We start from the raw sequence: 23876 nt of genomic DNA, 5'->3' as shown, positions 1-23876 counted from the left end.
CATGAATACCCGAAAACTGCTGCTCACCGCACAGGAAATGAGTCAGATGAAGGGCGAACATAAGGTCCATTTCCTCAATCCCGGTGCCGTTCGAATCAATAAGTCTTTAGGCGATGCGGTAGGTCTTTGTCATATGGGTATACATCTCATCCAGATTGAACCGGGTAAAGAAAGTACCGAGTACCACCTGCATCATTATGAAGAAGAAGCCGTGTACGTGCTGCCTGGTAAGGGCACGCTCACCATGGGGGATGATCAGTATCTCATCGCCCATGGTGACTTCGTCGGTTTTCCTTGCCATGCAGCCGCGCACAGCATCATCAACGATGGGACAGAAATACTTGAGTGCCTGGTCATCGGTCAGCGCCTGGATCAGGACGTCACGGATTACCCGAACCAGCATAAACGCCTGTACCGTAATCATGGGGAATGGAATCTGGTAGATATGGCAGATATCCATGTGTTGCGCGAATCCCCGAAGAGATAACAGGAAACCGATGAAACCCGCAAAATTCGATACCCAACCGTCGCCGCACTTCCTGATGGAAAGTGCCATCGTCGATTATACCCATGCCGATATCCGCAAGTTGGCCGCCACGCTGTCATCTGACGATCCAACGACAACCGCCAGGCATTGCTTCGAATGGGTACGCGATCACATTGCGCACAGCATGGATTTCCACCGAGAAGAAGTGACCTGTGCCGCGTCGGAGGTGTTGCAGCAGGGAACTGGCCTATGCACCGCGAAAAGTCATCTGCTCGTGGCCTTGTGGCGTGCCAACCAAATCCCTGCCGGATTTTGCTATCAACGGCTGACGCTGGATGGCCCCAATCCGCCTTACTGCACACATGGTTTCACCGCAGTCTGGCTGGATGACCAGGGCTGGTATCGTTGTGATGCGCGCGGCAACAGCAAGCCCGGAATCCACTGCGAATTTATACCCGGACAGGAGAATCTGGCCTTTCCGACCAGGTACATTGGTGAGCATGATTATCCGGAAGTGTGGGCCGAGCCTTGGCCAGAATTGGTCACTGCCATGGAACATCTGCCAAACATAACGCAATATCGAGCCCATCCTATTGACGCCTGCCCACCTGCCACGGATTCATGTGTCAGTGCACCCGCCGCGCCGAGCATGCAGCAATAACAGGAGACTGCCGATGTATTGCCCTGACGCATTTGCAGAAACCCGACCGGAAATTTTACGGGCCTTGATCCAGTCGCATCCTCTGGCAACGCTGGTCAGCCTGGGTGACCATGGTCTGGAGGCCAATCATATTCCCCTGTACCTTGCTCCAGATACAGGCTCTCAACCGGTCCTGCAGGGGCATGTCGCCCGCGCCAACCCACTGTGGCAAGAGGCCCATTCGAACGCAGAAGTTTTGGCAATCTTTCAGGGACCAGAGCACTACATCAGCCCCTCCTGGTACGCGACCAAGGCGGAAACCGGCAAGGTGGCGCCCACCTGGAACTTATGTGGTGATCCATGCCTATGGCCCTCTGCAGGTCCGGGATGATCCGGCGTGGATACGACAACAGATGTCTGCGCTGACAGCGCAGCAGGAAAAGAATTTGCCTTTGCCCTGGCAGGTGGAGGATGCCCCCCATGACTTTACGGAACAGCTCATTCAGCAGATAGTGGGGATAGAAATTCCCATCACCCGCTGGCAGGGCAAGTGGAAAGTCAGCCAGAACCGGCCACGCCTTAACCGGGATAGTGTGCTGACACATCTTGAGCAGTGCCATCAACCGGACTCAGAAGCCATGGCCGAACAGGTTCGGACCCGCCTGGAAGGCAGTAAAAATGGGTCTTCCCAATGAATTTGACGGTAGGCTTTTTAGTGTTTCCCGGACTGCAACTGCTGGATCTGGCGGGAGCTTATGAGATGTTTGCCGCTTTATCGGATTGCGAGATCCACCTGTTCTGGAAAACACGGGAATCAGTGGCTTGTTCGACGGGTATGCGCTTTTACCCGACAACCACACTGGACCAAGGGCCGCCAGTGGATGTTCTCTGTATTCCCGGCGGAGCCGGTATCAATGCCTTGCTGCTTGATCAGGAAGTGCAGGCATGGGTACAACGCCAGGCGATGACGGCGCAATTTGTCACCGCTGTTTGCACGGGGGCTCTGCTGCTCGGCACGGCGGGACTGCTCAGCGGGCGACGCGCGACGACGCACTGGCGGTATCACGATCTGCTCGCCGAATTAGATGCGATACCCGTCCGGCGTCTTGTGATTGGTCAGTTTTCAGCAGAGATCAGCGTCAAGATTGTTCATCCAAGACCAGATCAATATTCTGGCATTTCCTACTCTTCTTCAGCGAGTTGGGGAGCCAATTTTCGTGACATAGTGCGGTAAAATCCTGACGCTGACGGGTGGTTAACAGATAACGCTGATTATGATTAACAGTAATGTCTCATTATACTCAGTTTTTCGGCTTGCCTGGTATTGTGAGAATCAGTACATTAGCAATAAAGGGAAAACACTCACGAGACAGAATGGTGCATTGCGTCTCGTACGCCCACAGGAAGATCATCCCATGTTATACGGCATCTATAGTACCATTGGATTCACTTTGGGAATCATAGTGCTCACACTGGCAACTTCCTTTCTAATTGCTTACGGTTTTATCAGGAGTGACAAATAATCGACTCGCATCCATCACCATTTACCCCTGATTATGGCGTATTCCATAGTTCCGATCACTCTATTGAATTTACATTCGTTGGGCAGGATTTAGTGCTTGGAGAGGCCAAAACTTTTCCATCTCAGGTGAATATTAAATTTGAAACACTTGGGCAGAGTTGCGAGACCCTCATCTTTGGTTATTTAGGGGGCATACCCTGCAAGATGACGATTTGGCCAGAAAACCTTGCAATTCCAGCTGGTCTTATTCGAGCAGATTCCTTCCACCTTTTTGGGTTATGGGCACAAGGGGAACTTGATGCTATGTCCAGGGCTCGACAACTTGCCGCATGGTTGTGCCAAAACAAATTTTGTGGCGTTTGTGGACAACCAATGCAAACCCGTCCGGATGAGCCGATTCGTGAATGCACCTCCTGCAAACACAAAATCTATCCAAGAATTTCGCCTGTTTCCATTGGCTTGGTAATGAAGGGAAATGAGATGCTATTAGCACGATCACCACATTTCCCGCCTGGGATCTATAGTGCGTTAGCCGGATTTGTTGAGGTGGGCGAGTCAGTTGAGCAATGTTTGCGTCGTGAAGTTCGGGAGGAAGCTGGTATCGAAATTAAAAACATTCGCTGGTTCGGGAGCCAGTCTTGGCCATTTCCAGACTCATTAATGATAGGTTTTATAGCTGACTATGCGGATGGCGAAATACTCCCCCAAATTAATGAAATTGAAGATCTACGCTGGTTTAAAAAAAATGAATTACCTTCTTTGCCACATCCTTCTACGCTTGCTTATCAAATGATTCAAAGTGGGCGGTTTCAAGTTTGAAGTGCAACACCGCTGTTTAACTGCCTGATTTGCTGTGCCATCACTTCGGCTGGTGTTCGGAATCCCAAGGACTTCCTGGGCCGATTATTGAGTTCCTCCGCTACCTGAGTCAAACGCCGTTGTGAATATTCGGATAAGTCCGTGCCCTTGGGGAAATACTGACGCAGTAGGCCATTCGTATTTTCATTGGTCGGACGCTGCCAGGGGCTATGTGGGTCAGCAAAATAAACACGTATGCCCGTATTTCGCTCCAGTTCCTGATGCCGAGCCATTTCGCGGCCCTGATCATAGGTAAGCGTTCGCCGGAAGCTCTTGGGCAGCGTTCGCAAACGCCGCGTAAAGCTTTCCAGGATCGCCTCTGCCGTAGCATCCTCCACTCGCGCGAGGATGACGAAGCGACTGCTACGATCCACTAACGTGCCAATAGCACTGGCATTGAATGCCCCCTTGATCAGGTCGCCTTCCCAGTGACCGGGTACTTCGCGGGCTTGTGCTTCCTCCGGGCGCTCACGGATCGAACGCATGTTCGTGATCCCGCCACGACGGTCTTTACCTCGTGTGCGGGGCTTGCGTTTGCTGTGCCCTCTGCGCAGCCCTGCAATCAATGCCTTGCGCAGTTCACCCGCCGGGTGGGCATAGATAAACTGGTAAATAGTCTCATGAGAGACGTGCCACTGTTTGTCTTCGGGATAGTCCATCCGCAACCTCCCCGCTATCTGCTACGGTGACCACTTCCTTTGCAGAATAGCGTGTGTCACCGCGAGGGTTAAAGGCGAACCTTCAGTCAACTTCCTGACTCCCTTGCGTCGGCGCCTCTGCGCTTCTTCCCGAGCGCATACGGCGTCATAGGTCTCTTCCACACGACCTCGCTGAATCTCCCGACTGATCGTGCTAGGGCTTCGGCCCAACTGCCTGGCAATGCCACGAATACTCAGCCCCTGATTCAATCCACGCTGTATCTGGTTTCGCTGATCGGGCATCAATTGCCTGTATTTTCTGGCCATCTCTCACCTCCGTCTGCCTTCGACCAGAGGTGTTGCACTTCATTTTAGAGCGCGCCCATTCTCTATGATCTGATGACTGGTAAAGACCGATAGCGGTCATTCATCGGCGGAAGGCAAATGACGTCATTCGACCTGTCTTCATGATTGGGGTGGCTGGAGAAGAAGATTGACCCTTAATTTATCTTGCATGCAACTTGGAATGTTACGTTGCACCCGCCGTTACTGAAGTATAATTTAATTTATATAAACAATATTTTTATTTTAAATCTTGTATTTTTTCCGCACACAAATATCCTGACAAGGCTAATCGATCCAATGGCACTTCTCTCCATAAAGGGGTCCCTTCCAGATCTAATGTCCAAAATCCCATTTTGGCCGTTTTTGTGCATACCCATAAAAACCGTTGATCGATTTTCTTTAACAATATCCATTTGTTTTCATCTTTTTTAGGCTGTGCAAACAAACGACCAAAAATGGGGGATGTTGAGCTCAATGCTTCACTGGCGTATCCAGAAAACCATTCGTCGCTCAACATCGGTGCATTGATCGCCGGACTCAAAGCCTTTTTGTGATGAAAAGAAAACAGCATGTAAATGCCACCAAGCATTAACAAAAAAAGGATGAAGATAATGATCGATAGAAAAATTGAACGGGGCAAACTCAGATCGAGGCCTGATGAGGGCAACATAGTTGCTTCCCTACAGGCCCAGAGCTAAAAGACTTGTGCGGCGCGAGACAATAAAATACGGCGCCAATATTTTACTTGTTGAACAGGCACCCCGTATTGTCGGGCAACAGCCTTTATCTGCTCCGATCCATACCTGCAGGCGGCCAGGGCAATCATTGCTTTGATGCTGGCGTCTGGTTGCCAGGTGTGCTTACTCAATCTCTCCTCGGGAAAGAGACGCCATGCATTTTCCAAGAGGTGATGCCAACTCTTTCTGATCAGCGTTGCCTCTACGCCCAGTTCATGGCCAAGCCTTTCGAATGACCAGGCGCGTTTTCTGACAGCGAGCAGAGCAAGGCTCGCACAAAGCGCTGAGGAAACTTTTACCGATTCAATCATGAGAAACTCCTTGACCATTTTCCATAATCATTACGCTGTTTCAGAACATGAAGCCGGTTTCGACCATGCCGCGCAGTTGTGTCGTGTTTGTACCATTTGCTCCCGAAAAGCCATCACCCTTGGGGCAGGAAGCAGCTACATAGGAAAGTTCAGCCCGGGCGAAGAACCCGCCACTCTGATAGGTCGGGGTCAGCGTGATGGACCAGGCGTGGGAATCGGCGGGGAGGTCAGTCAGTGATGAAGCGATGGCGTTAAGCCCCTCACCCGTTTTTCCGCCCACTTCCAGATACTCGGCACGCGCACCCAAAGAGATTGTTTGGGTAAAGCTATAGTCGGCCAATAGAGCGCCGCCATAATTATCGAATGCGTGCGGTATGCCTAGATGTGTCGACTTGGGTGTGTGCATGTACTGGAAATAGGGTTCAATCACCCATGGACCCGAACTATATTCGTAGTCAACACCATAAATCTGGCTCTCGTTACCGTAAGAACTATAGGCAGAGTCATTCGATGTTGTTCGTGATTTTCCTAGTGCCCCATCTGCGTAAAAACCGAGCGTGTTGGAACCGTTAATTGCGTAACTCAGGGATCCACTCATGACATTGTAGTGATTAGAAAAATAACCATCATTCAAGGAAAGCGAGGCACTTAAAGGTCCTGCACTGGCATTGAACTGGATTCCACGACTGATGATGGGCTCCATATCCCAAAGTAAGCCCCGCTCGATATTGATATTCTGGTAGGTAAATCCATCCTCAACACCGATCAATGTCGGTAATTGACCAATTTCGACTGAAAAATTTGATGATGGCACAATTTTTAAATAAGCCACGGGCAATGCACCAAACTCGCTGGTACTACGAGATGCCGAGGGAATAGATGCAGCCAACGTAGGGAAGCTGTAAGCCCCTGCTTGAATATCAAACTGAATCGGGCCATTTTCTTTCTGGATAATCACCATGCCATTGGTGATATCAGCGCCCTCCCGTTTGGCACCCAAAGTACCTGGAGACCCCTGAGGATTATCCTGATAGAAGGCCATGCCACTGGCAATGCCTTGCACGTCAATTTTTCCCAATAGTCCGGCAGAGAACGTCAAAGGGTTGGGTAACGTCAATGGACTGGCATTGGCAACGCCGGCAATCGCGATTCCACAAAGCATCAGACAAGCGGAACCAATCAGACGGTGCCGTAAAAAAACCGTTTTATTTTTTTGAACCGAGCACAGAAGCATGATTATTTCTCCTGATTGCATATCATCTGTAGCAATATGAGGAATTATAAAAACGGTGCTGCTTGGAATTCGTATTGGACAATTTCACAGCCACTCCAAGTAAGGAATACGTCGTTTTTTGTAAGGTGGTCCGACGTGCCTTGAGCCACATCTGGTCGAATTTTTCAGAGCGCAAAAAAGTCCCCAAACATGCACCCTGTTGTAATCGCAGCAGTACGTCAGGAATGTGCCCACTGGCAATCACTGTCGTTGTGCCTGAAACAGCGGCATAGGCTGCGGCATCGACTTTAGTCCGCATACCGCCGGTACCCACAGCAGTACCACTTCCCCCCGCCATCTCTTCATAGCGCGGATCACCAGCCATGCCTTCCTGAATCATCTGGGCGTCAACCTGAATACGCGGATCTGCATCGTACAAGCCCGCCTGATCCGTCAATAGGACCATCAAATCCCCATGCCACAACCGGCTGATGACTGCGGCCAGATGATCGTTGTTGCCAAACTGGTTTTCATGATCTGCAAGGGCATCATTTTCATTCAATATCGGCAACATATTCATTTTCATAAGCATATTAATGGCGGATAAGGTTCTTTTACGGCGCTTACGATCCTTGAAATTGTCCTGGGTCAGCAGTATTTGCCCGCAATGCACTCCTTCCTGTGCCAAAAGATTTTCATAGGCATGCATCAGGGCTGCCTGCCCGACGCTGGCAGCGGCTTGCCTTTGCTCGGCTGGCAGTGTTTTTCCGGCCAAACCCAAATGTCCTTTGCCCACACTGACGGACCCAGAAGACACCAGGACCACTTCTATGCCCCGTTCCCGAAGGCGTAATATCTGTTCTACAAAATGTCGGATGGCCACCAGATTCAGTTGGTAATCTTCCGAAGTGAGCAAGCTGCTGCCAATTTTAATGATCCATCGCTGCGACTTTTTCTGCAGCGTGGTGCGGCTGGGTAATGTAGAAAGCTTGGCTGTGGTTTCAACCAGTTTATTGATCATCAAAACCTCCATTCGTCAAAAACTGATATTTTCTTCAACACCGCAAGGTTATCCGAGATGCATCTATAAATTCCATATAAATGTTGTATAATGTTTATATAAAAATGCGGAATTAATCAGAAATGAGCGATGCATGCGCGTCTAACGCATCAATGCCTTTTTTAAGACTTCCCATAGGATATAAAATCATTCACTGCGGTGCGTGTCATTCCATCGGTTCGGGTGTTTTCCCCTCACGGGCCATTGCCCGGCCTCTTTCAAAGGCATAAGCCAGCACCCCGGATATGGCTTGGGGATAATAGTTGTCACAGGCATTCTCTACATCTTCTCTGGTAGCATCAGGATGTTCCATGGCCCAGTGATAACCAGCCCATTCTGCCTCAAGCAATCTCTCTTTCAGCGTAGTCATTATTGAGTTCTCCTTAATGTCTAGGGTTTCCTTTCCATCCTGCTTTTCCGCTGAATCTAGACAAAATTCAGGTGGAAGCTGTCATAAAGCGATTAAAAAACTGCAGGGAAATAACCCTGCAGGAACAAGCTGCAAAAAACCCGGATTAATGGGTCACGGGATTTGCTTCAGGATGCTTCTGAGCATAGCGCGCATGCAAAGCCAGATTGAGTTTCAGGACATTGACCACCGGTTCTCCGATGTAACCCAGCAAGGGATAGTGGGTATTTTTCTGAACCAGTTGCTGTAAAACCGTCGGATTGATGCCCCCAGCCTTGGCGATGCGTGGTATCTGATAGCGGGCGGCTGCAATACTGATGTCCGGATCCAGTCCGCTCGCCGAGGAGGTAACCAGATCCACCGGAACCGGGCCTTTTTCTGCAGGGTCCGCAGCCTTGAGCGCTTTGACGCGGGCAGCCACATGTTGTGCCAATACCGGATTGTTCGGCCCCAGATTGGAAGCACTTGAACCCGCTGCGTTATAGGGCATCGGCGAAGTCGCGGAGGGACGACTCCAGAAGTACTCCGGTTCGCGGAAATACTGTCCAATCAATGCAGAACCCACCACGCGCCCATGTTCTTTAATCAGCGAGCCATTTGCCTGATGAGGAAACAGCAATTGTCCGACGCCCGTCATCGTTAAGGGGTAAATCAGCCCGGTTATCACCACCAACAGGAGAAAAAGCAGTAAAGTGCTTTTCAGATCTCCCATCACCGCTGCCCGTACTCCTTGATGATCCCCATCCTGTGCATTCGGTCTCGAAGCGTTTTCGAGTGGCTTGTTCATGTGGAATCCTCCTATAAAACCGTCAGTAACAGGTCGATCAACTTGATGCCGATGAAAGGCGCAATGATGCCTCCCAATCCGTATATCCAGACATTCCGGCGCAAAATATTCTGCGCGCTGTCCGCCCGGAATTTGACGCCTTTCAATGCCAGAGGAATCAGAATGGGAATAATAAGTGCATTAAAAATCACGGCAGACATGATCGCAGTATCCGGCGAACTCAAGTCCATGATGTTGAGGGCCGATAATTGTGGATAGGTAGAGATGAAAGCCGCCGGTATGATGGCAAAATATTTGGCAACATCGTTGGCGACACTAAAGGTGGTCAAGCTCCCACGAGTCATCAGCAACTGCTTGCCAATCCGGACAATATCCAGCAATTTCGTCGGGTTGGAGTCCATATCCACCATATTCGAAGCTTCTCGCGCGGCCTGGGTACCACTGGCCATGCACAGCCCCACATCGGCCTGTGCGAGAGCTGGCGAGTCGTTGGTGCCATCTCCCGTCATCGCTACCATATATCCGTCACTCTGATATTGACGGATACGCGCAAGTTTGGTTTCCGGTTTGGCTTCCGCAAGGTAATCATCGACACCGGCCTCCGCCGCAATGGCAGCAGCCGTCAAGGGATTATCTCCCGTCACCATCACGGTGCGGATGCCCATTTCTCTTAACTCAGCAAAGCGTTCCTTGATTCCGGTTTTGACGATGTCCCGCAGCTCAATCGCCCCGAGCACCTGGGCACCAGAACATACCACCAGCGGTGTCGCGCCCCCTGCGGCAATTTTCTCGATAATGGCATCCAAGCCTTCCGGCCAGCTTCCCTGCAAATCTTTTATCCAGGCTTTCATGGAATCGGGCGCACCCTTGCGCAGCTGCTGTCCCTCCCAATCCACCCCGCTCATACGGGTTTCGGCCGTAAAGGAAATCAAATTGGCATCCGTGGGCAGCGACTCCTGCTGATCGGGAAAATGCTTCAAGGCCAATGCCACAATACTTTTGCCTTCAGGGGTATCATCCGCCAGGGAGGCCCGACGTGCACCTTGAGCGAGTTGTGCCTCGGATATTCCGGAAACGGGATAAAAAGCAGCCGCCGAACGATTGCCGTAAGTAATGGTGCCTGTCTTATCCAGCATGAGTATGTCTACATCCCCGGCAGCTTCTATGGCCCTACCGGAAGTCGCTACGACATTGGCTTTCAAGAGGCGGACGATGCCAGCAATGCCAATGGCTGGCAAAAGTGCGCCGATGGTTGTGGGAATCAAACACACCAGCAGGGCGATCAGGACCGGCAGGCTAATGACGGAGCCGGAATGACTGGCGTAATGGACGCTATACCAGGAAAACGGGTAAATCGTCACGGTCACGACCAGAAACACCAAGGTCAAAAAGACCAGAAGAATACTGAGCGCTACTTCATTGGGGGTTTTGCGTCTCGCAGCCCCCTCGACCATGCTGATCATTTTATCCAGAAACGTATTTCCCGCTTCCTGAGTCACCTTTATAATCAGCCAGTCCGAGATCACGCGGGTGCCGCCGGTTACCGCACTACGGTCCCCACCGCCTTCCCGAATAACCGGCGCACTTTCTCCGGTGATGGCACTTTCATCGACAGCCGCCACACCGGTGATAGCTTCACCGTCTGTCGGTATAAAATCACCGGCTTCCACCAGAATGACGTCACCCGTGCGCAAGCTCACTCCGGGAACTTCCTGGTAGGCCGCATTGCGTTCGGATTTAGCCAATTTTTTAGCCACCATTTCATGACGGCTTTGCCGCAGGCTACTCGCCTGGGCTTCCCCCTGCCTTTCGGCCAGGGCCTCTCCGTAATTCGCGAAAATGAGGGTCAGCCAGAGCCAGAGATCGATGACCCCGGTGAATAGGGCTTCGCCATTACGCGCAATCAGATCATGGAAAAACAGAGCCAACAGCAACCAGGAGCCGATATAGACGACGAACATGACTGGATTGCGCATTTGCACCCGGGGCGAAAGCATATTAAAGCTGTCCCAGAGTGCCCCTTTGCTCTGGTCTTTCCAGACAATCGGTTTTACCTCATGTTTATGCGTAGATTCCATCGTCAGGATTCCTTTAGTGCGTCATGACATGACTGACCGGTGCCAACTGCTCTGCAATCGGTCCCAGCGCCAGTGCCGGAAAGAAGTTCAGTGCGCCAACCAGGAGAATGACACCCACGGTCAAGCCGATGAAAATAGGCGTATGCGTGGCTAAAGTGCCTGATCCTGCGGGTGTTTTCTTTTTCTCTGCCAGAGCCCCCGCCAATGCCAGCAGCGGCAGATACACCCAAAAACGACCAAACAACATACACATCCCGGTTAACAGGTTGTAAAAGCGAGTATCATTGCTGAGTCCACCAAAAGCGCTGCCGTTATTGTTGGCGGGACTAGTCACGGCATAGAGCATTTCGCTGAACCCATGTGCACCCGGATTGAAAACACCGGCGCGCCCCGCTACGGTTGTGGCAGCAATGGCGGTACCAATGAGAACGAGCAGGGGCATGACCAAAATGGATAGGGAGACCATTTTGATTTCAAACGCGCCGATTTTTTTTCCCAAAAACTCCGGAGTGCGTCCGACCATCAGCCCACCCAGAAACACGGCGAAAATCATGAAGGCCAGGAAACTGGCAAGGCCGGAACCGACGCCTCCGAAAACAACTTCACCCAGTTGCATCAAAAATAGATTGATACCGCCGCTGAGCGGAATGAGTGAGTCATAAGCGTTGTTGGCCGCACCCGTGGAAGTCGCCGTAGCCACCGTTGCAAACAGGGCCGATGCCCCTGCGCCAATGCGGTCTTCCACGCCTTCCATATTGCCACCTCCGGCAAGCGCCGCATGGTTGGCCTGGGTTACACCCAGTTGATGAAAAATCGGATTTCCCGCCAGTTCAAAGTGCTGGCTGACCAGGGTCAGCGGGATAAACAGAATCAGCATGGAGACCAGAATCGCCCAGGCGGTTTTTTTGGCTTTGGTCATCTGTCCAAACAGAAAAACCAAGCCTACCGGGATGAGAATCATCACCATTGTTTCCAGAAAATTGGTCAATCCGGTGGGATTTTCAAAAGGCTGGGCATCATTCATGTTAAAAAAACCGCCGCCGTTATTGCCCAGCATCATGATGGATTCCTGGGAGGCCACCGGTCCGATATGGATGACTTGCTGCAGAATGGTTTTACCCCCCGAAGTGAAGGGTGCAACCATGTCCGCATGAATGGCCCCGCTCAAGGTCTGAACCACCCCTTGCTGCATCAATATCAAGGAAAAAATCACCGACAAGGGGATCAGGACATAAAGCACGGTCCGGGTCATATCCACCCAGAAATTGCCCAGGTTTTTGGTGTTATGACGGACAAAAGCACGAATGATCGGCAGTAGGATCACGATACCCGTGGCTGCCGAAAGAAAATTTTGTACGGTTATACCCAGCATCTGGGACAGATAGCTCATGGTGGAGCCGCCCGAATAATCCTGCCAGTTGGTATTGGTGATAAAACTGACTGCCGTATTGAAGGCAGAACCCGGTGCTACGCCGGAAAAATGCATGGGGTTAAATGGGAGGTGGCCTTGCAACAGGAGTAATATGTATAAAAATAGCCCTCCTGCCAGGTTAAACAGGAGAATGGCCAAGGCGTAGCGTTTCCAGTCCATCTCCCGTTCCGGAGACGTACCGATCAGGCGGTAGGTAAGACGCTCTACAGGCCCAAGCAGCCGGGAGGCCCAAAACCTCTCCCCTGCGTAAACCCGATGCATATAGACACCGAGTGGAATGCCCAGAAGAATGGTTACCACCAGGAGAGTAGTGGTTAGTAGCAGCGTGGAAATCATAAATATTTCTCCGGGTTAATCAGAAAAGCCAGCAGGTAGACAAAAAGCATGGCACCCAGACCCAGTCCTATCCATATGAAGGCAGTCATTTGATACTCCTGAGTTTATCGAGAAGGTGTACCATCCCCATGGATGCCATAAAAAAGGCAATAATAATAAACAGATAAATAACAATCATAACCTGCTCCTTCTGTTTCAGACTGCTCTGAATTCTATAGGTACTGTCACCCTGGAAGCGTAACCATTCGTGATCTATAAATTCCATATAAATTCCGTATAAATCATCTATAAATTGTCTACAAAGACACCATTTTTGTCATAATTTTGCGTTTTCTTGGTCTTCTTTGAAATTTCGCTTATGCTCAACGCCAGAGCACAGAAAACAGGGACTTTCTCGATGGCCAGGCATTCTCAATTTCCACGAGCCCAGCATGGACGATCATGATCGCAGCGATGGCCGCCCTGATCCTGATGCCTTGCTGGCCCAGGTCCAGCAGGAGGAAAGCAAACAACAGCGTGGTCGACTGAAAATTTTCTTTGGCGCCGCACCAGGCGTGGGAAAAACCTACGCCATGCTGCGTTTCGGGCAGCAGGAGATGGCTAAAGGGGCAGACGTGTTGATAGGGATCGTTGAAACCCATCAACGCCATGAGACAAAGGCTTTGGCAGATGCGCTCCCTATGCTGCCACGCCAGCATTTGCCCTATAAAAATGTGGTGCTGGAGGAATTTGATCTGGACGCCGCCCTCAGTCGTCGTCCCGGGCTACTTTTGCTGGATGAGCTGGCCCACAGCAATGCACCGGGATCGCGTCACAAAAAGCGTTGGCAGGATCTGGAAGAGCTGCTGGATGCCGGTATCTCAGTAGCCACCACCATTAATGTCCAGCATCTGGAAAGTGCCCATGAAGTGGTCCAGCAGATTACGGGCATAAAAGTACAGGAAACGGTACCCGACCACCTGATCCAGGAGGCCGATGAGGTCGTTCTGGTGGATATCAGCGATGAAGACCTGATGCAGCGCCTCAAAGAGGGCAAAGTGTATCTGGGAGATCGTGGCTTACGGGCGATGTCGCACTTTTTTCGCAAAGGGAATCTGATCGCGCTGCGGCAACTGGCACTGCGTCTGGCGGCAGACCGCGTCGATTTGGAGTTGCGCCAATTTCAGCTACAAAATCCTGAGGAGGAACGCCGTGGCGGAAGCCGGGATCGTTTGCTGGTGGCAATCAGTGGGCGTCCCGAGGATGAACATCTGGTCCGGGCTACTTATCATCTGGCTACGGCACAACGGGCGGATTGGCTGGTCATTCACGTAGATACCCCACGCGGTCTGATGCAAAAGGCTGAAACCCAGGCGTGGATCTGGAATCATCTGCACCTTGCCGAAAGTCTGGGTGCAGAAACAGCTCGCCTGACTGGCGTGAACATCGGCGCGGAAATCCTGGCCTACGCACGTTTGCGTGACGTGACCCAGATTGTGCTGGGTCAGGCGCAAGGTCTTCGGAAATTCTTGTGGTGGTGGCCCGGATCACTGACTGCGCATCTTCTGAACAGTGAGCGCAGCATGGATATCATCATTCACCCCATTCCTGCCAAAAAACCGATTTCTGAAGATCAGCGTTTGCGAAATCAGCAATACCTTGGAGTCATGAATTCACCTTTACGGCGCCATATCCGCAATCGCCATTTTATTTTTGGCGCTCTACTGGGACTGGGGTTAAGCGGTCTGGCCTGGATGCTGGCGGCCTACCTGGGCTTTGCGGGCATTTTCATGTTGTACATGCTGGGCGCGGTGGGTGCCGCACTGCTCTATGGACGCTGGCCATCTCTGATTACATTTATAACCGCTGCGGTCAGCTATTACTCTTTCGGGCTGGGTAAGGGCTTGCCCACGACTTTGGGTTCACTGGCTTATTTCGCGCTGATTTTGTCCCTGATTCTCTTGATCAGCCAGTTGGTCGCCCGTTCCCGGGAACAGGAGTTGATGGCCCGTATTCGTGAGCGCCGGGCACGTAACCTCTACCAATTGGTTCAGGTGTTGAGTAGTGCGCGTGGGGTAGAAGGGATTCTCAACGCGAGTATCGAAAAACTGGAGCAGACACTGGGCATTTCTGTGGCATTCTGGCTACCCGCCACCGAAAAATCTGAAGGCCCACTCAAACAGTTTCCAGAACTAGATCAGACAGATTCACTACAGCGAAAACTCCAGGCTGCTGCGCGTTGGTGCTTCCAGAACAGGAAAAATGCGGGAATGAGTACCAATACCCTGGCCGATCTTCCGGCACTTTTCATGCCCATGATAATCAATGAGCGCTCTTTGGGCGTGGTCATGCTGGCCGACCTTGATTTACGCCGCGCCCCGACTGACTGGCTACGTTTTCTGGAAACGGTGGTGCGCCTGATCGCTGTCGCTCTGGATTCAGCTCAAGCTTCCTTGCAGCGTACGGAGGCGGATGTGCGCTTGCGCGTCGAACAACTACAAAATGCCCTGTTGGGTGCCGTATCGCACGATTTGAGAACCCCCCTTGCGGGTGTCCTGGGTACGGCAACCACTTTGCAGCGCAATGCCCAGGGACTCAGCTCTGAAGATCGGTTACTTCTGGAAAACATCCGCCAACAAACGGAAAAAATGGAGCATACCGTTGAACGTATTTTACATATGGCTGCACTCCAATCCGGGCGCCTCCAGATTCAGAAGGAATGGACCCCGCTGGAAGATTTATTGGTCAGCGCGCGCGATCAGGTAAAATCTCTTTGTACAGAGCATCCGTTTCAAACCAGAATCGCCAGAAATCTGCCACTCCTGCATGTTGATCCCCAGCTGATTGTGCAGGTACTGACCAATCTGGTTGAAAATGCCTGTCGTTACAGTCCACCGGGCCGCGACATTGAACTGGAAGCCTATGCTGATGAAAAAGAGATTGTCGTTTGCGTCATCGACCATGGATTCGGCGTTCCCTCTGGCCGTGAGCAGGAAATATTTGGTCGTTTCAGTCAGGTCAAGCCCCCGGTGGGCCTGGGTGGAAGTGGCCTGGGTTTGGCCATCTGCAAAGCCATTATTGAACTCCATAATGGGCGTATCTGGGTGCGTAACCGTGTTGCGGTGCATGGTGCGGTATTCTGCTTTGCCATCCCACGCGAAGCGGAACCCCTTATTCCCTCCGAAGAGGAGTGATAAATGCCTAATAACCATAAAGAAAACATAGATATTCTTCTGGTAGAAGATGATCCGGGCATTGGCGCATTTCTGCAGTCTGCCATGGACCGGGAACCCGGTTATTGTCTGCATTGGGAACGTACCCTCAGAGATGCCTGGAAAGCCTATGAAAAATATCAATTACAACAAGGGCATTGCTTTGCACTTCTGCTTCTGGACCTGGGCTTGCCCGATGGTGATGGTCAAAGCATGATTCGTCGTCTACGCACTCAGAGTGGAGAACAGCCGCTCATTGTGGTCATCTCTGCCCGAGGACATGAAATGGACAAAGTGCAGGCCCTGGATGAAGGCGCTGATGATTATTTGACCAAACCCTTTACCATCGGTGAATTATTTGCCCGCTTGCGGGCCCATCTGCGCAAAAAACCGGTAGGGGTGCTGGAAGATAACCCGCGTTGTTGGGTTATTGGGGAACTGGAAATTGATGATCCTACCCACTGTGTGCGTAAAAAAGGGAAGGTGATTGATTTGACGCCCAAGGAATATGAGCTGTTACATCTTCTTGCCATAAATCAGGGACGGGTACTGTCCTATCGGGTCATCCTTACATCCATATGGGGTATACACAGTATGGAACAGAAACATTATGTACGTCTTTATATCAAACGGTTACGGGAAAAAATCGAGGACGATCCGGAAGCTCCACAGTATCTGCTTACGGAAAAAGGTTTTGGTTATCGGCTTGTTGATCAATAATTTCTCGCTAGCAGCCTGTCGGACTTTCGGTTTTGAAGTAGCGTAACACATTGATTAATATGCGTTTAAAAAATTTCCAGAAAATGGCAGGTGCAATAGAATCAGTGGATTACGTGAATAATCCGACAGGCTGCTAGCCATTGGCTCATAGTCATCTGCGGAGAATAAAAGCGGAATATAAGTCATTAGTCCATTGAAAAATTTTATATAATCAGTATATTAGCGATGATGGAAAAAGTGCCCACGAGACACAACGACGCATGGTGTTTACTGTAAGTGCTCCTAAGTAGATCATTGCATAATTCTTACATTCGACTATCTAAGAATTGAGTATATTTCCTATGGTTGGGTATCTGATGCGCGAAGAAATGATTCAGTCTGTGCTGTCCGATCTCAATGGTAGCTCCGCAGATATCGAAGCCTCCGACGTTATTTCTACAGATGGTCTGTCTATCGCTACACATCGTTATCTGGGTGAAATGCTGTGGTACGAGTATCTGATGATCGGAATCGGTGCTTCACTCATGAAATTGCTTTATACGGCAGACATCACGGCGAAACCGGATCTGACCCTGGAGTTTTATTATCAGGTAAATCGTTCGAAGGCGGGCTTCTGGGCCAGACAAACACGTTGTGTTGCTATGGGACACGCCCATTCTGAAATCGTGGTTGAGCGGAATCTCTTGGGATAATCCTGGGTGACAACCACTTCAATACTGGACTTTGCTTCATGTGGGGAATTATGACTGAAAAAACATGTGCTATGGATACGCGTGATATTGTCGAGCTACTCTGCGATATTGCTACAGAAGTGGGCTCTTTAATTGGCGACAAAGGCGCCATTAGTGTGTTCCGTTATGCGGGCAAGAAAATGGGACGCAAAATTGGCAAGGAGCACGCTGGCGGAAGTGTTGAGGATGCCCGTGCGCTTGTGCAGGAATTCTTTATTGATAAAGAATTTATGGACCATATAGAACTGAATGGCGACTGCGCGCATCTGACGAACTGCAAAATCGGCCTGGTTCTTCGGGATCGTGGTGTGGATATTGGTAAACACGCACTCTGTAATTTTGGTTTTGGACTCATTGACGGCGTCGTCGAGTCGGTGACAAATAAGAAAATCATTACATTGCATGTCCATTCTGAGCACCAAGATGACTCGGTCTGCTGCTCAGAGACATGGTGACAATATACGGCATCGCAATCGACCGCCTTTGAGAAACAAAAAGCACTCTACTTGACTTAATTGATAAGGCATTTCACAGAATATTTTTAAATGGTAGCCAAGTGCCGGTATAAAATTTCTAATAGTTTCGTATGGGTCTTAATGATATGAGTAATCAATCACCCCTGAAAATCTGGTTGGACATCTTTTCCAGCATGAGTAAGGCCCCATTCACTGGAAGTGTAGACCTGCCTTGGGATCAGGCCCAAAAGCGGCTTATGGACCAGATGTTGACCAGTCTGGATCAAAGCGGGCTGTTTCATACCTGCGCCATCGCCCGGGCCGATATTGGTCACATTTTGCGGCCTTTGGCGGTTTCCGGTCCATTACAACAAATAGTTCTGGAGAATGTGGCGGTACTGTTTTCGCCAGACCACCCTCATGCGCGCAGTATTACGGCACGGGCTCAGGTTGAGGATCATACCTTGCTCGTGACTGACTATGCGCACAGCGAATATTTGCAACATCCCGATCTGGCAGGATGGCGACAGGCTATAGAAGCCATTGGCATCCAGTGGCTACTGGCAACGCCGATTCATCGGCATGCCTCTGTATGGGGTGTGCTGGTTTTGAGTGGCTTACAACATGAACCACCGGAACTCATGGCCGACAGTGCGGAAAAGATGGCTGTGTTCATGGCTGACGCCATGGAGCATCTGGAAACACGTCGGAATGAACAGCAGTATCGGGAAGCTCTCCAGAGTCTGGCGCATACCGATGCTTTAACCGATCTTCCCAATCGACGGGCGCTGGAAACGCAGATGGAGCCAGCCATGCTCCGAACCATACGTCATAATCGTCATTTGGCGGTCTGTATGCTGGATCTGGACAATTTCAAACCGATCAATGACACCTATGGTCATGAGATTGGCGATGAAGTGCTGGTGACCTTAGGTAAACGTCTGACCGGTATGTTGCGCAAATCCGATTTTATTGCCCGTTACGGGGGGGATGAATTCGTACTCCTGCTGGAAGATTTGGCGGGGCATGCAGACCTTGTGCAACTCCTGAAAAAAATTGAAGGGATCATCACCGCACCGATCCTTCTGAGTAATGGTGAAAGCGTTCAGGTTGGGGCAAGCATGGGTCTGGCGCTCTATCCTTCTGCTGATACAGACCAGGCGGATCAGCTGCTGCGCTGGTCTGATCAGGCACTCTATGAAATCAAAGCCCACAAAGCGGATCGGGAAAATTGCTGGATGGTTTTCGGCGATGATCCCCTTCCAGATCAGCGTAATCCGGCACAGGTTCTGCTGGATAACGGCGCATTGGAGGTCTGGTATCAACCCATCCTGGATAGCTACACATGCAAGATAGTCGGCATCGAAGCTTTGGCACGCCTAAAAGATGCTGAGGGGAACCTCTGGACCCCTGCCCACTTTTTACCGGAATTACAGACTACGGACCTGACAACATTGACGAGGGGCGTGCTTTCACAAGCATTGGTGGATCTTGCGGTTCTGGATGGGCAAGGATATTCCTTGTGGGTATCCGTGAATCTTGATGCACATTCGGTTTCTGCCGGATGCGTAGAATATTTGAGGGCTCTGCTTGCGCCAACCTGCATTGATCCGTCACGTGTAACCCTGGAAATCCTTGAAGGAGATGACTTCCTGGAGCAGGCCTCGTCAATAGAAAATCTTGTGGAAATGAAAAAGCTCGGTGTTCATTTGGCATTAGATGATCTTGGCAGCGCTTATAGCTCACTCCTACGCTTAAAAACACTACCTTTTGATAAAATCAAACTGGATCAGGCTTTTGTTCGCACACTGGAGAAACAACCCCGAGATCTTTATTTTGTGAATACTGTGCAGGATCTTTCTATCAATTTAGGCGTCACTCTGGTTGTGGAAGGCGTAGAGACAGAAGACATCCTGGATGCCGTCACAGTTGCAGGCGTCTCACTTTTGCAGGGATACGCAATTGCCAAACCCTTGTCACTAAAAGAACTGCAAAAATTCTTACAGCGCCCAGCCGTTAAGCGCTCTAACTATCCTCATACCTTTTTGGGGCTGTACGCTCTCCATCTTGCCATCCATAGCGTTCTGGAAAAAACCATGCGCCAGAATCTTCGCCTGATGGACTATAAAGAGATGGTAGACCCTGGCATTTGTCCGTTACACAGGGCGATGCAACATCTGGGTGTATTAGAAGGAAGCCCATTAGATCAACGCCATCGAGAGTACCACAAAGCCATTGCAGAACTGATCAACCAGTTATCAATCTCTCCAGAAGCTTCAGGTTGGCGCATTGTGGAACAGGCAGAAAAGGCTCTTGAAGAAGCTGTTCTCCTTGCATATGAATCGAAGGATTTCCAGACCGAGGGAGTGCCCCTCATCAATCCGTGGGAGGTATCGCAGTGATGGTCAGGCCATGGGCAGGACATTCCATCTGCAAAAAGCCTACCAATGCAGTGCGGTATTGATGATTCCTGCGCTATATTGCAGAGATCCCAGCTGCTAAATTAGGTGTCCATCTTTGTTTTCCGAGACTCCCCATGCAAATCGACCGACTGGATCATCTGGTGCTGACCGTGCAGGATATGTCTGCAACCATCGCCTTTTATTCGCAGGTGTTAGGTATGCAGGCCGTCACTTTTGGCGAGGGGCGCAACGCCCTGGTTTTTGGGCAGCAGAAAATTAATCTGCATCCGGCAGAATGTCCCATTGCTCCGCATGCGGCTCATCCTGTTCCCGGATCAGCAGATTTGTGCTTCATCGCTCAGGGAGACATTCACGAGTTGCTCGCCCATCTCCAGAACTGTGGTGTTGCCCTTGAAGCGGGTCCCGTGCCCCGCACTGGGGCCGCAGGTCCGATTACTTCGGTCTATTTTCGGGATCCCGATGGGAATCTGCTGGAGATGTCCATTTATGACTCGGGAATTAAACGATAATGACTGATCGGACGCGTGTCGCACTGGTCACCGGTGCGAGTTCCGGCATTGGTCTCGCCATTGCACAGCGTTTGACTCAGGCCGGATATCGGGTGGCCTTACATTCCCGCGCTTCCTCAGCCGCAGGCCTTCAAGCAGCAGCGACACTGGCGGGGGCCCGGTATTCGGGTAAACGCCATTGCTCCAGGATTGGTGGATACGTGAAGCGCCTATGCGCCGCAGCGCGAGTCCGAAAGATATTGCCGATGTGGCGCTGATGCTGACCGAATCGACTTATCTAACGGGTGAAGTGATGATGGTCGATGGCGGCATGAATTTGCTATAAGGCATGGGAACAAACCCTGCATTCGTAAATCTCGAAGAATGGGGCTGGTTGTCCTTAACGGGTATTCATGCCGCGCCGTTCCAAAAAGCCGCGCATGTGGGGCCGTGCTTCCCGGCCTACCAGAGCAGCAATTTCCTGGGTCCAGCGACTGTTTTTTTGCGAAGCATTGCGATTGCGATAGTACTCGGCCATCTGCTGATCGTACTGGCTGATTTCTGCTTCATCGCTGGTTTCATCGTAACTATTTTCCTTGAGCACTACGGACAGGGGCAGTCGCGGTTTCAGATCAGGATTCTGGTCGGGATAACCGATGCAGAGTCCAAAAACAGGGTAAACCTGTTCAGGCAAATGCAGCAGATCACTGATTTCCTGCGGATGGTTGCGTACGGCGCCAATGTAGCAAGTGCCCAATCCCATTGATTCAGCCGCTGTTACACAATTTTGGGCGAACAGGCTGACATCAACGGTGGCAATAATGAAGTGCTCGGTCATGCCCGCCACAAATGTCTGATTTTCCCGGCTGCCAATACGGGCTGCACGATGTAAATCTGCGCAAAATACCAGGAAAGCGCCAGCACTGCGGATATATTCCTGGTCGCCAGCCAGATGTGCGATTTTATCCCGCAAATGCGGATCGCTTATCTGAATGACCGTACAGGCCTGGATATGACTGGAACTTGCAGCATGTTGACCACTGCGGACGATTTCCTGAACCAGGGTTTGTTCAACGGGTTGCCTGCTAAAGCGCCGTATGGATCGATGTTGCTTTAATACGTTGAGGGTGTCGTTCATATTCAATCTCCAACTGGATGATGCGAATCAGGATAGGGCGCCTTCATGTTGCAACAACCAGCGTTTGCGATCTATGCCGCCCGCATATCCAGTCAGGGTGCCATTGCTGCCAATGACCCGGTGGCAGGGTACGACAATACCAATGGGATTCTTGCTGTTGGCGTGTCCTACCGCGCGAACAGCCGCAGGATGGTTCATGCCCTGAGCCTGTTCCTTGTAGCTGCGGGTTTCTCCGGCGGGAATGGTGCGTAACCAAGCCCAGGCTGCCTGTTGAAAGGGCGTTCCGGCAGATTTTGTAGGAATGACCGTCAGTGCCTGCAAATCTCCCGCCCAGTAAGCCTCCAGACTATGACGTATCAGCGTGGGCAGGGGTCCGCTGGTCAGCGTGATTCGGTCCGTGCCGTACAACCGACCGAGATCTGCAAGGATACTGTGCTGGCTGTCCTCCCAGTAATCCAACGCCCGCAAAATGCCTTGCGGATCAGTTACCAGGAGCATTTCCCCCAAAGGGGTATTGCACCTATGAATACCCCAGTCCAAGGATTCGTTGAGAGACATGCTTTCAGCCCTGCAAGAGCCACTAATGCCGCAAGCGTTCCAGTAAATCCACTGCCAGGGCGGCTCCGGCCAGATCAATTTCCAGATCACGGGCGAGGCGGCGGCTCAGTCTGGCCCGATAAAGATCCAGACTGCGGAAGCGCCAGTGCTGGGGACCGCTGCCTTCAGGATGAATGACGCCATAGTGCACCAGTTGCACGGCTTCGCCTTCGGCACAATGCAGCAAGGTGCAGAAGCGCGATAAATCAAAGCAGAAAGCCCCCTCCTCCAGCAGCTCCGCTTCAATAACCTGAATGGGCGTTGAAACCATCGTGCACTCTCCTCTCTAACGGCGGGGATGATAGCTGGATATTTCTCCTAACTGGGTCCACAAAGCTTTTTCTTCATCGCTGATATTTTTGGGTACGACTATTTGAATAATAGCGTAAAGATCACCCGCCGGTTTGCTGCTGGTTCCTGGCAGTCCTTTTTGGGAAAGCCGCAGTTTTTGGCCGCTGCTGCTCCCCGCCGGGATTTTCATCCGGACGCTGCCTTCCAGAGTGGGAACCTCAACGCTGGCACCCAGCACTGCTTCCCAGGGGGTGATGTGCAGGTCGTGATACAGGTCGGCCCCCTCTACCCGGAATTTGGAATGGGGCTGAAAATGCACCTGCAGATAAAGATCACCGCTTGGTCCGCCGCCCATGCCCGGTGAACCTTGTCCTGCCATGCGCAATCTCTGGCCTTCGCGAATGCCCTTGGGAATTTTGACAGTCAGGCGCCGGGCTTCCCGGCGCATCCGGCCATCGGGTCCAAGCGTAGGCATTTCCAGGTTGATGTCGCGTTGCGCTCCTTGAGCGGCGTCCTCCAGGCTGATCTGGATGCTGGCTTCACTGTCTTCGCCCTGGCTGCGAAATCCCGCGCCGCCGCCATGAAAACCGCCAGCACCGCCATGTTGCTGACGAAACAGGGACTCAAAAAAGTCGCTGAAGCCGCCGTTGCCGCCAAAATCTGCACCCCCAAAACCGCCACCCCCAAAACCGCCAGCCTGCCCACCCCAGCCGGGCGGTGGACGGAAATCCTGCCCGGCGCGCCAGTTACTTCCCAGCTGGTCATAAGCCGCCCGTTTTTCAGGATCTTTCAAAACCTCATAGGCTTCCTGCAAATCCTTGAAGCGCTCTTCAGCGTTGGCTTCCTTGCTGACGTCAGGGTGATATTTCCGTGCCATTTTGCGATACGCGGCCTTGATGGCATCGGCATCGGCCCCGCGTTCCACCCCGAGAATTTTGTAGTAGTCTTTGTATTCCAATGGTTCCCCCTTATCATGGGTTATGGCAGAC

General features: G+C 51.3%; 27 protein-coding genes and 2 pseudogenes. 14 read left to right on the top strand and 15 right to left on the bottom strand.

From position 1 onward, the window contains the following. Position 1 precedes the first annotated feature (1 nt). The 6 genes from H7F11_RS13940 (at position 2) to nudC (ending at position 3468) form a co-directional block, all read left to right on the top strand. The gene (locus tag H7F11_RS13940; RefSeq protein ID WP_193650314.1) at positions 2–487 is read left to right on the top strand and encodes a cupin domain-containing protein; all 486 of its coding nucleotides are present in this window, start codon (positions 2–4) and stop codon (positions 485–487) included. 10 nt (positions 488–497) lie between these two features. After that, entirely contained in the window at positions 498–1148 is a 651-nt protein-coding gene (locus tag H7F11_RS13935; RefSeq protein WP_193650315.1) for a transglutaminase-like domain-containing protein, read from the top strand. Positions 1149–1161: 13 nt separating this feature from the next. Beyond that, positions 1162–1518 carry an FMN-binding negative transcriptional regulator gene (locus H7F11_RS17025; protein ID WP_264674721.1) on the top strand — a complete coding sequence of 119 codons (357 nt, stop codon included), beginning with the start codon at positions 1162–1164 and terminating at the stop codon, positions 1516–1518. Further along, positions 1478–1822 carry an FMN-binding negative transcriptional regulator gene (locus tag H7F11_RS17020; protein WP_319803396.1) on the top strand — a complete coding sequence of 115 codons (345 nt, stop codon included), beginning with the start codon at positions 1478–1480 and terminating at the stop codon, positions 1820–1822. Before H7F11_RS17025 ends, H7F11_RS17020 begins: the two co-directional genes overlap by 41 nt. Continuing rightward, positions 1819–2361 (top strand): DJ-1/PfpI family protein, encoded by a 543-nt coding sequence (locus H7F11_RS13925; RefSeq protein ID WP_227485518.1) that lies wholly within the window; start codon positions 1819–1821, stop codon positions 2359–2361. The genes H7F11_RS17020 and H7F11_RS13925 overlap by 4 nt, the downstream gene beginning before the upstream one ends. 381 nt (positions 2362–2742) lie before the next feature. Continuing rightward, a complete protein-coding gene (gene nudC, locus H7F11_RS13920) occupies positions 2743–3468 on the top strand; it encodes an NAD(+) diphosphatase (protein ID WP_193650316.1) in 726 nt (241 codons plus the stop codon). Here nudC and H7F11_RS13915 read toward each other — a convergent pair. The 11 genes and pseudogenes from H7F11_RS13915 to H7F11_RS13865 all read right to left on the bottom strand — a co-directional run bounded on the left by H7F11_RS13915 (position 3459) and on the right by H7F11_RS13865 (position 13118). Then, a pseudogene (locus tag H7F11_RS13915) lies at positions 3459–4472 on the bottom strand (IS30-like element ISCARN114 family transposase). The gene nudC and the pseudogene H7F11_RS13915 sit on opposite strands and share 10 nt — an antisense overlap. 256 nt (positions 4473–4728) lie before the next feature. Then, positions 4729–5160 carry a hypothetical protein gene (locus tag H7F11_RS13910; protein WP_193650788.1) on the bottom strand — a complete coding sequence of 144 codons (432 nt, stop codon included), beginning with the start codon at positions 5158–5160 and terminating at the stop codon, positions 4729–4731. A 24-nt stretch (positions 5161–5184) separates the two neighbouring features. Next, entirely contained in the window at positions 5185–5538 is a 354-nt protein-coding gene (locus H7F11_RS13905) for a hypothetical protein (protein ID WP_193650789.1), read from the bottom strand. 40 nt (positions 5539–5578) lie between these two features. After that, positions 5579–6772, bottom strand: coding sequence for an outer membrane beta-barrel protein (locus H7F11_RS13900; RefSeq protein ID WP_193650790.1), 1194 nt, complete (start codon positions 6770–6772; stop codon positions 5579–5581). A gap of 22 nt (positions 6773–6794) precedes the next feature. Further along, positions 6795–7772 (bottom strand): glutamate 5-kinase, encoded by a 978-nt coding sequence (gene proB / locus H7F11_RS13895; protein WP_193650791.1) that lies wholly within the window; start codon positions 7770–7772, stop codon positions 6795–6797. A 205-nt stretch (positions 7773–7977) separates the two neighbouring features. Further along, positions 7978–8181 (bottom strand): hypothetical protein, encoded by a 204-nt coding sequence (locus H7F11_RS13890; protein WP_193650792.1) that lies wholly within the window; start codon positions 8179–8181, stop codon positions 7978–7980. Positions 8182–8326: 145 nt separating this feature from the next. Continuing rightward, on the bottom strand, positions 8327–8932 hold the full coding sequence (gene kdpC / locus H7F11_RS13885) for a potassium-transporting ATPase subunit KdpC (RefSeq protein WP_193650876.1): 606 nt from the start codon (positions 8930–8932) through the stop codon (positions 8327–8329). Positions 8933–9018: 86 nt separating this feature from the next. Beyond that, positions 9019–11085 (bottom strand): potassium-transporting ATPase subunit KdpB, encoded by a 2067-nt coding sequence (gene kdpB, locus H7F11_RS13880; protein ID WP_193650793.1) that lies wholly within the window; start codon positions 11083–11085, stop codon positions 9019–9021. 13 nt (positions 11086–11098) lie between these two features. Continuing rightward, positions 11099–12853, bottom strand: coding sequence for a potassium-transporting ATPase subunit KdpA (gene kdpA, locus H7F11_RS13875; RefSeq protein WP_193650794.1), 1755 nt, complete (start codon positions 12851–12853; stop codon positions 11099–11101). Next, positions 12850–12942, bottom strand: a complete 93-nt coding sequence (locus H7F11_RS13870) for a K(+)-transporting ATPase subunit F (RefSeq protein WP_193650795.1) — start codon at positions 12940–12942, stop codon at positions 12850–12852. Before H7F11_RS13870 ends, kdpA begins: the two co-directional genes overlap by 4 nt. Next, positions 12939–13118, bottom strand: a complete 180-nt coding sequence (locus tag H7F11_RS13865; RefSeq protein ID WP_193650796.1) for a hypothetical protein — start codon at positions 13116–13118, stop codon at positions 12939–12941. The genes H7F11_RS13870 and H7F11_RS13865 overlap by 4 nt, the downstream gene beginning before the upstream one ends. Positions 13119–13284: 166 nt before the next feature. Between H7F11_RS13865 and H7F11_RS13860 the strand changes: the two genes are divergently transcribed. The 8 genes and pseudogenes from H7F11_RS13860 (at position 13285) to H7F11_RS16810 (ending at position 21207) form a co-directional block, all read left to right on the top strand. After that, entirely contained in the window at positions 13285–16026 is a 2742-nt protein-coding gene (locus H7F11_RS13860; protein ID WP_193650797.1) for a sensor histidine kinase, read from the top strand. Positions 16027–16029: 3 nt separating this feature from the next. After that, the gene (locus tag H7F11_RS13855) at positions 16030–16764 is read left to right on the top strand and encodes a response regulator transcription factor (protein ID WP_031574313.1); all 735 of its coding nucleotides are present in this window, start codon (positions 16030–16032) and stop codon (positions 16762–16764) included. Between the two features lie 356 nt (positions 16765–17120). Beyond that, positions 17121–17456: a hypothetical protein gene (locus tag H7F11_RS16815; RefSeq protein WP_227485517.1), complete on the top strand. Its 336-nt coding sequence runs from the start codon at positions 17121–17123 to the stop codon at positions 17454–17456. Between the two features lie 50 nt (positions 17457–17506). After that, positions 17507–17950 (top strand): hypothetical protein, encoded by a 444-nt coding sequence (locus tag H7F11_RS13845; protein ID WP_193650798.1) that lies wholly within the window; start codon positions 17507–17509, stop codon positions 17948–17950. Between the two features lie 146 nt (positions 17951–18096). Next, a complete protein-coding gene (locus H7F11_RS13840) occupies positions 18097–20352 on the top strand; it encodes a putative bifunctional diguanylate cyclase/phosphodiesterase (RefSeq protein WP_193650799.1) in 2256 nt (751 codons plus the stop codon). A gap of 134 nt (positions 20353–20486) precedes the next feature. Then, positions 20487–20882 (top strand): VOC family protein, encoded by a 396-nt coding sequence (locus tag H7F11_RS13835; RefSeq protein WP_193650800.1) that lies wholly within the window; start codon positions 20487–20489, stop codon positions 20880–20882. Continuing rightward, positions 20882–20971 (top strand): annotated as a pseudogene (locus tag H7F11_RS17015) (SDR family NAD(P)-dependent oxidoreductase); the annotation flags it as partial. The gene H7F11_RS13835 and the pseudogene H7F11_RS17015, both read left to right, overlap by 1 nt. An 89-nt stretch (positions 20972–21060) precedes the next feature. Continuing rightward, a complete protein-coding gene (locus tag H7F11_RS16810; protein ID WP_227485516.1) occupies positions 21061–21207 on the top strand; it encodes an SDR family oxidoreductase in 147 nt (48 codons plus the stop codon). Positions 21208–21261: 54 nt separating this feature from the next. Here the strand turns inward: H7F11_RS16810 and nfsA are convergent, their stop codons facing one another. The 4 genes from nfsA to H7F11_RS13805 are packed head-to-tail and all read right to left on the bottom strand — an operon-like array spanning position 21262 to position 23845. Beyond that, a complete protein-coding gene (nfsA, locus tag H7F11_RS13820) occupies positions 21262–21999 on the bottom strand; it encodes an oxygen-insensitive NADPH nitroreductase (RefSeq protein ID WP_193650801.1) in 738 nt (245 codons plus the stop codon). 27 nt (positions 22000–22026) lie between these two features. Next, the gene (locus tag H7F11_RS13815) at positions 22027–22557 is read right to left on the bottom strand and encodes a methylated-DNA--[protein]-cysteine S-methyltransferase (RefSeq protein WP_193650802.1); all 531 of its coding nucleotides are present in this window, start codon (positions 22555–22557) and stop codon (positions 22027–22029) included. A 22-nt stretch (positions 22558–22579) separates the two neighbouring features. Next, complete coding sequence (locus H7F11_RS13810) at positions 22580–22867, bottom strand: chaperone modulator CbpM (protein ID WP_010640796.1); 288 nt, start codon at positions 22865–22867, stop codon at positions 22580–22582. A 15-nt stretch (positions 22868–22882) separates the two neighbouring features. Beyond that, a complete protein-coding gene (locus H7F11_RS13805; RefSeq protein ID WP_193650803.1) occupies positions 22883–23845 on the bottom strand; it encodes a DnaJ C-terminal domain-containing protein in 963 nt (320 codons plus the stop codon). Positions 23846–23876: the final 31 nt, after the last annotated feature.

The organism is Acidithiobacillus sp. HP-2 (assembly GCF_015100155.1).
Lineage (GTDB): Bacteria > Pseudomonadota > Gammaproteobacteria > Acidithiobacillales > Acidithiobacillaceae > Acidithiobacillus.
Note: the sequence above shows the minus strand (reverse complement) of the source record. Positions and strands in the feature narration are given on the sequence as shown.

What these genes read in the sequence shown, in the direction of transcription:
- H7F11_RS13940 (WP_193650314.1), top strand. Translation starts at nt 2, where the DNA reads ATGAATACCCGAAAACTGCTGCTCACCGCACAGGAAATGAGTCAGATG.
- H7F11_RS13935 (WP_193650315.1), top strand. Translation starts at nt 498, where the DNA reads ATGAAACCCGCAAAATTCGATACCCAACCGTCGCCGCACTTCCTGATG.
- H7F11_RS17025 (WP_264674721.1), top strand. Translation starts at nt 1,162, where the DNA reads ATGTATTGCCCTGACGCATTTGCAGAAACCCGACCGGAAATTTTACGG.
- H7F11_RS13925 (WP_227485518.1), top strand. Translation starts at nt 1,819, where the DNA reads ATGAATTTGACGGTAGGCTTTTTAGTGTTTCCCGGACTGCAACTGCTG.
- H7F11_RS13910 (WP_193650788.1), bottom strand. Translation starts at nt 5,160, where the DNA reads ATGTTGCCCTCATCAGGCCTCGATCTGAGTTTGCCCCGTTCAATTTTT.
- H7F11_RS13905 (WP_193650789.1), bottom strand. Translation starts at nt 5,538, where the DNA reads ATGATTGAATCGGTAAAAGTTTCCTCAGCGCTTTGTGCGAGCCTTGCT.
- H7F11_RS13900 (WP_193650790.1), bottom strand. Translation starts at nt 6,772, where the DNA reads ATGCTTCTGTGCTCGGTTCAAAAAAATAAAACGGTTTTTTTACGGCAC.
- proB (WP_193650791.1), bottom strand. Translation starts at nt 7,772, where the DNA reads ATGATCAATAAACTGGTTGAAACCACAGCCAAGCTTTCTACATTACCC.
- H7F11_RS13890 (WP_193650792.1), bottom strand. Translation starts at nt 8,181, where the DNA reads ATGACTACGCTGAAAGAGAGATTGCTTGAGGCAGAATGGGCTGGTTAT.
- kdpC (WP_193650876.1), bottom strand. Translation starts at nt 8,932, where the DNA reads ATGGGAGATCTGAAAAGCACTTTACTGCTTTTTCTCCTGTTGGTGGTG.
- kdpB (WP_193650793.1), bottom strand. Translation starts at nt 11,085, where the DNA reads ATGGAATCTACGCATAAACATGAGGTAAAACCGATTGTCTGGAAAGAC.
- kdpA (WP_193650794.1), bottom strand. Translation starts at nt 12,853, where the DNA reads ATGATTTCCACGCTGCTACTAACCACTACTCTCCTGGTGGTAACCATT.
- H7F11_RS13870 (WP_193650795.1), bottom strand. Translation starts at nt 12,942, where the DNA reads ATGACTGCCTTCATATGGATAGGACTGGGTCTGGGTGCCATGCTTTTT.
- H7F11_RS13865 (WP_193650796.1), bottom strand. Translation starts at nt 13,118, where the DNA reads ATGGAATTTATAGATCACGAATGGTTACGCTTCCAGGGTGACAGTACC.
- H7F11_RS13860 (WP_193650797.1), top strand. Translation starts at nt 13,285, where the DNA reads ATGGACGATCATGATCGCAGCGATGGCCGCCCTGATCCTGATGCCTTG.
- H7F11_RS13855 (WP_031574313.1), top strand. Translation starts at nt 16,030, where the DNA reads ATGCCTAATAACCATAAAGAAAACATAGATATTCTTCTGGTAGAAGAT.
- H7F11_RS16815 (WP_227485517.1), top strand. Translation starts at nt 17,121, where the DNA reads ATGCGCGAAGAAATGATTCAGTCTGTGCTGTCCGATCTCAATGGTAGC.
- H7F11_RS13845 (WP_193650798.1), top strand. Translation starts at nt 17,507, where the DNA reads ATGACTGAAAAAACATGTGCTATGGATACGCGTGATATTGTCGAGCTA.
- H7F11_RS13840 (WP_193650799.1), top strand. Translation starts at nt 18,097, where the DNA reads ATGAGTAATCAATCACCCCTGAAAATCTGGTTGGACATCTTTTCCAGC.
- H7F11_RS13835 (WP_193650800.1), top strand. Translation starts at nt 20,487, where the DNA reads ATGCAAATCGACCGACTGGATCATCTGGTGCTGACCGTGCAGGATATG.
- nfsA (WP_193650801.1), bottom strand. Translation starts at nt 21,999, where the DNA reads ATGAACGACACCCTCAACGTATTAAAGCAACATCGATCCATACGGCGC.
- H7F11_RS13815 (WP_193650802.1), bottom strand. Translation starts at nt 22,557, where the DNA reads ATGTCTCTCAACGAATCCTTGGACTGGGGTATTCATAGGTGCAATACC.
- H7F11_RS13810 (WP_010640796.1), bottom strand. Translation starts at nt 22,867, where the DNA reads ATGGTTTCAACGCCCATTCAGGTTATTGAAGCGGAGCTGCTGGAGGAG.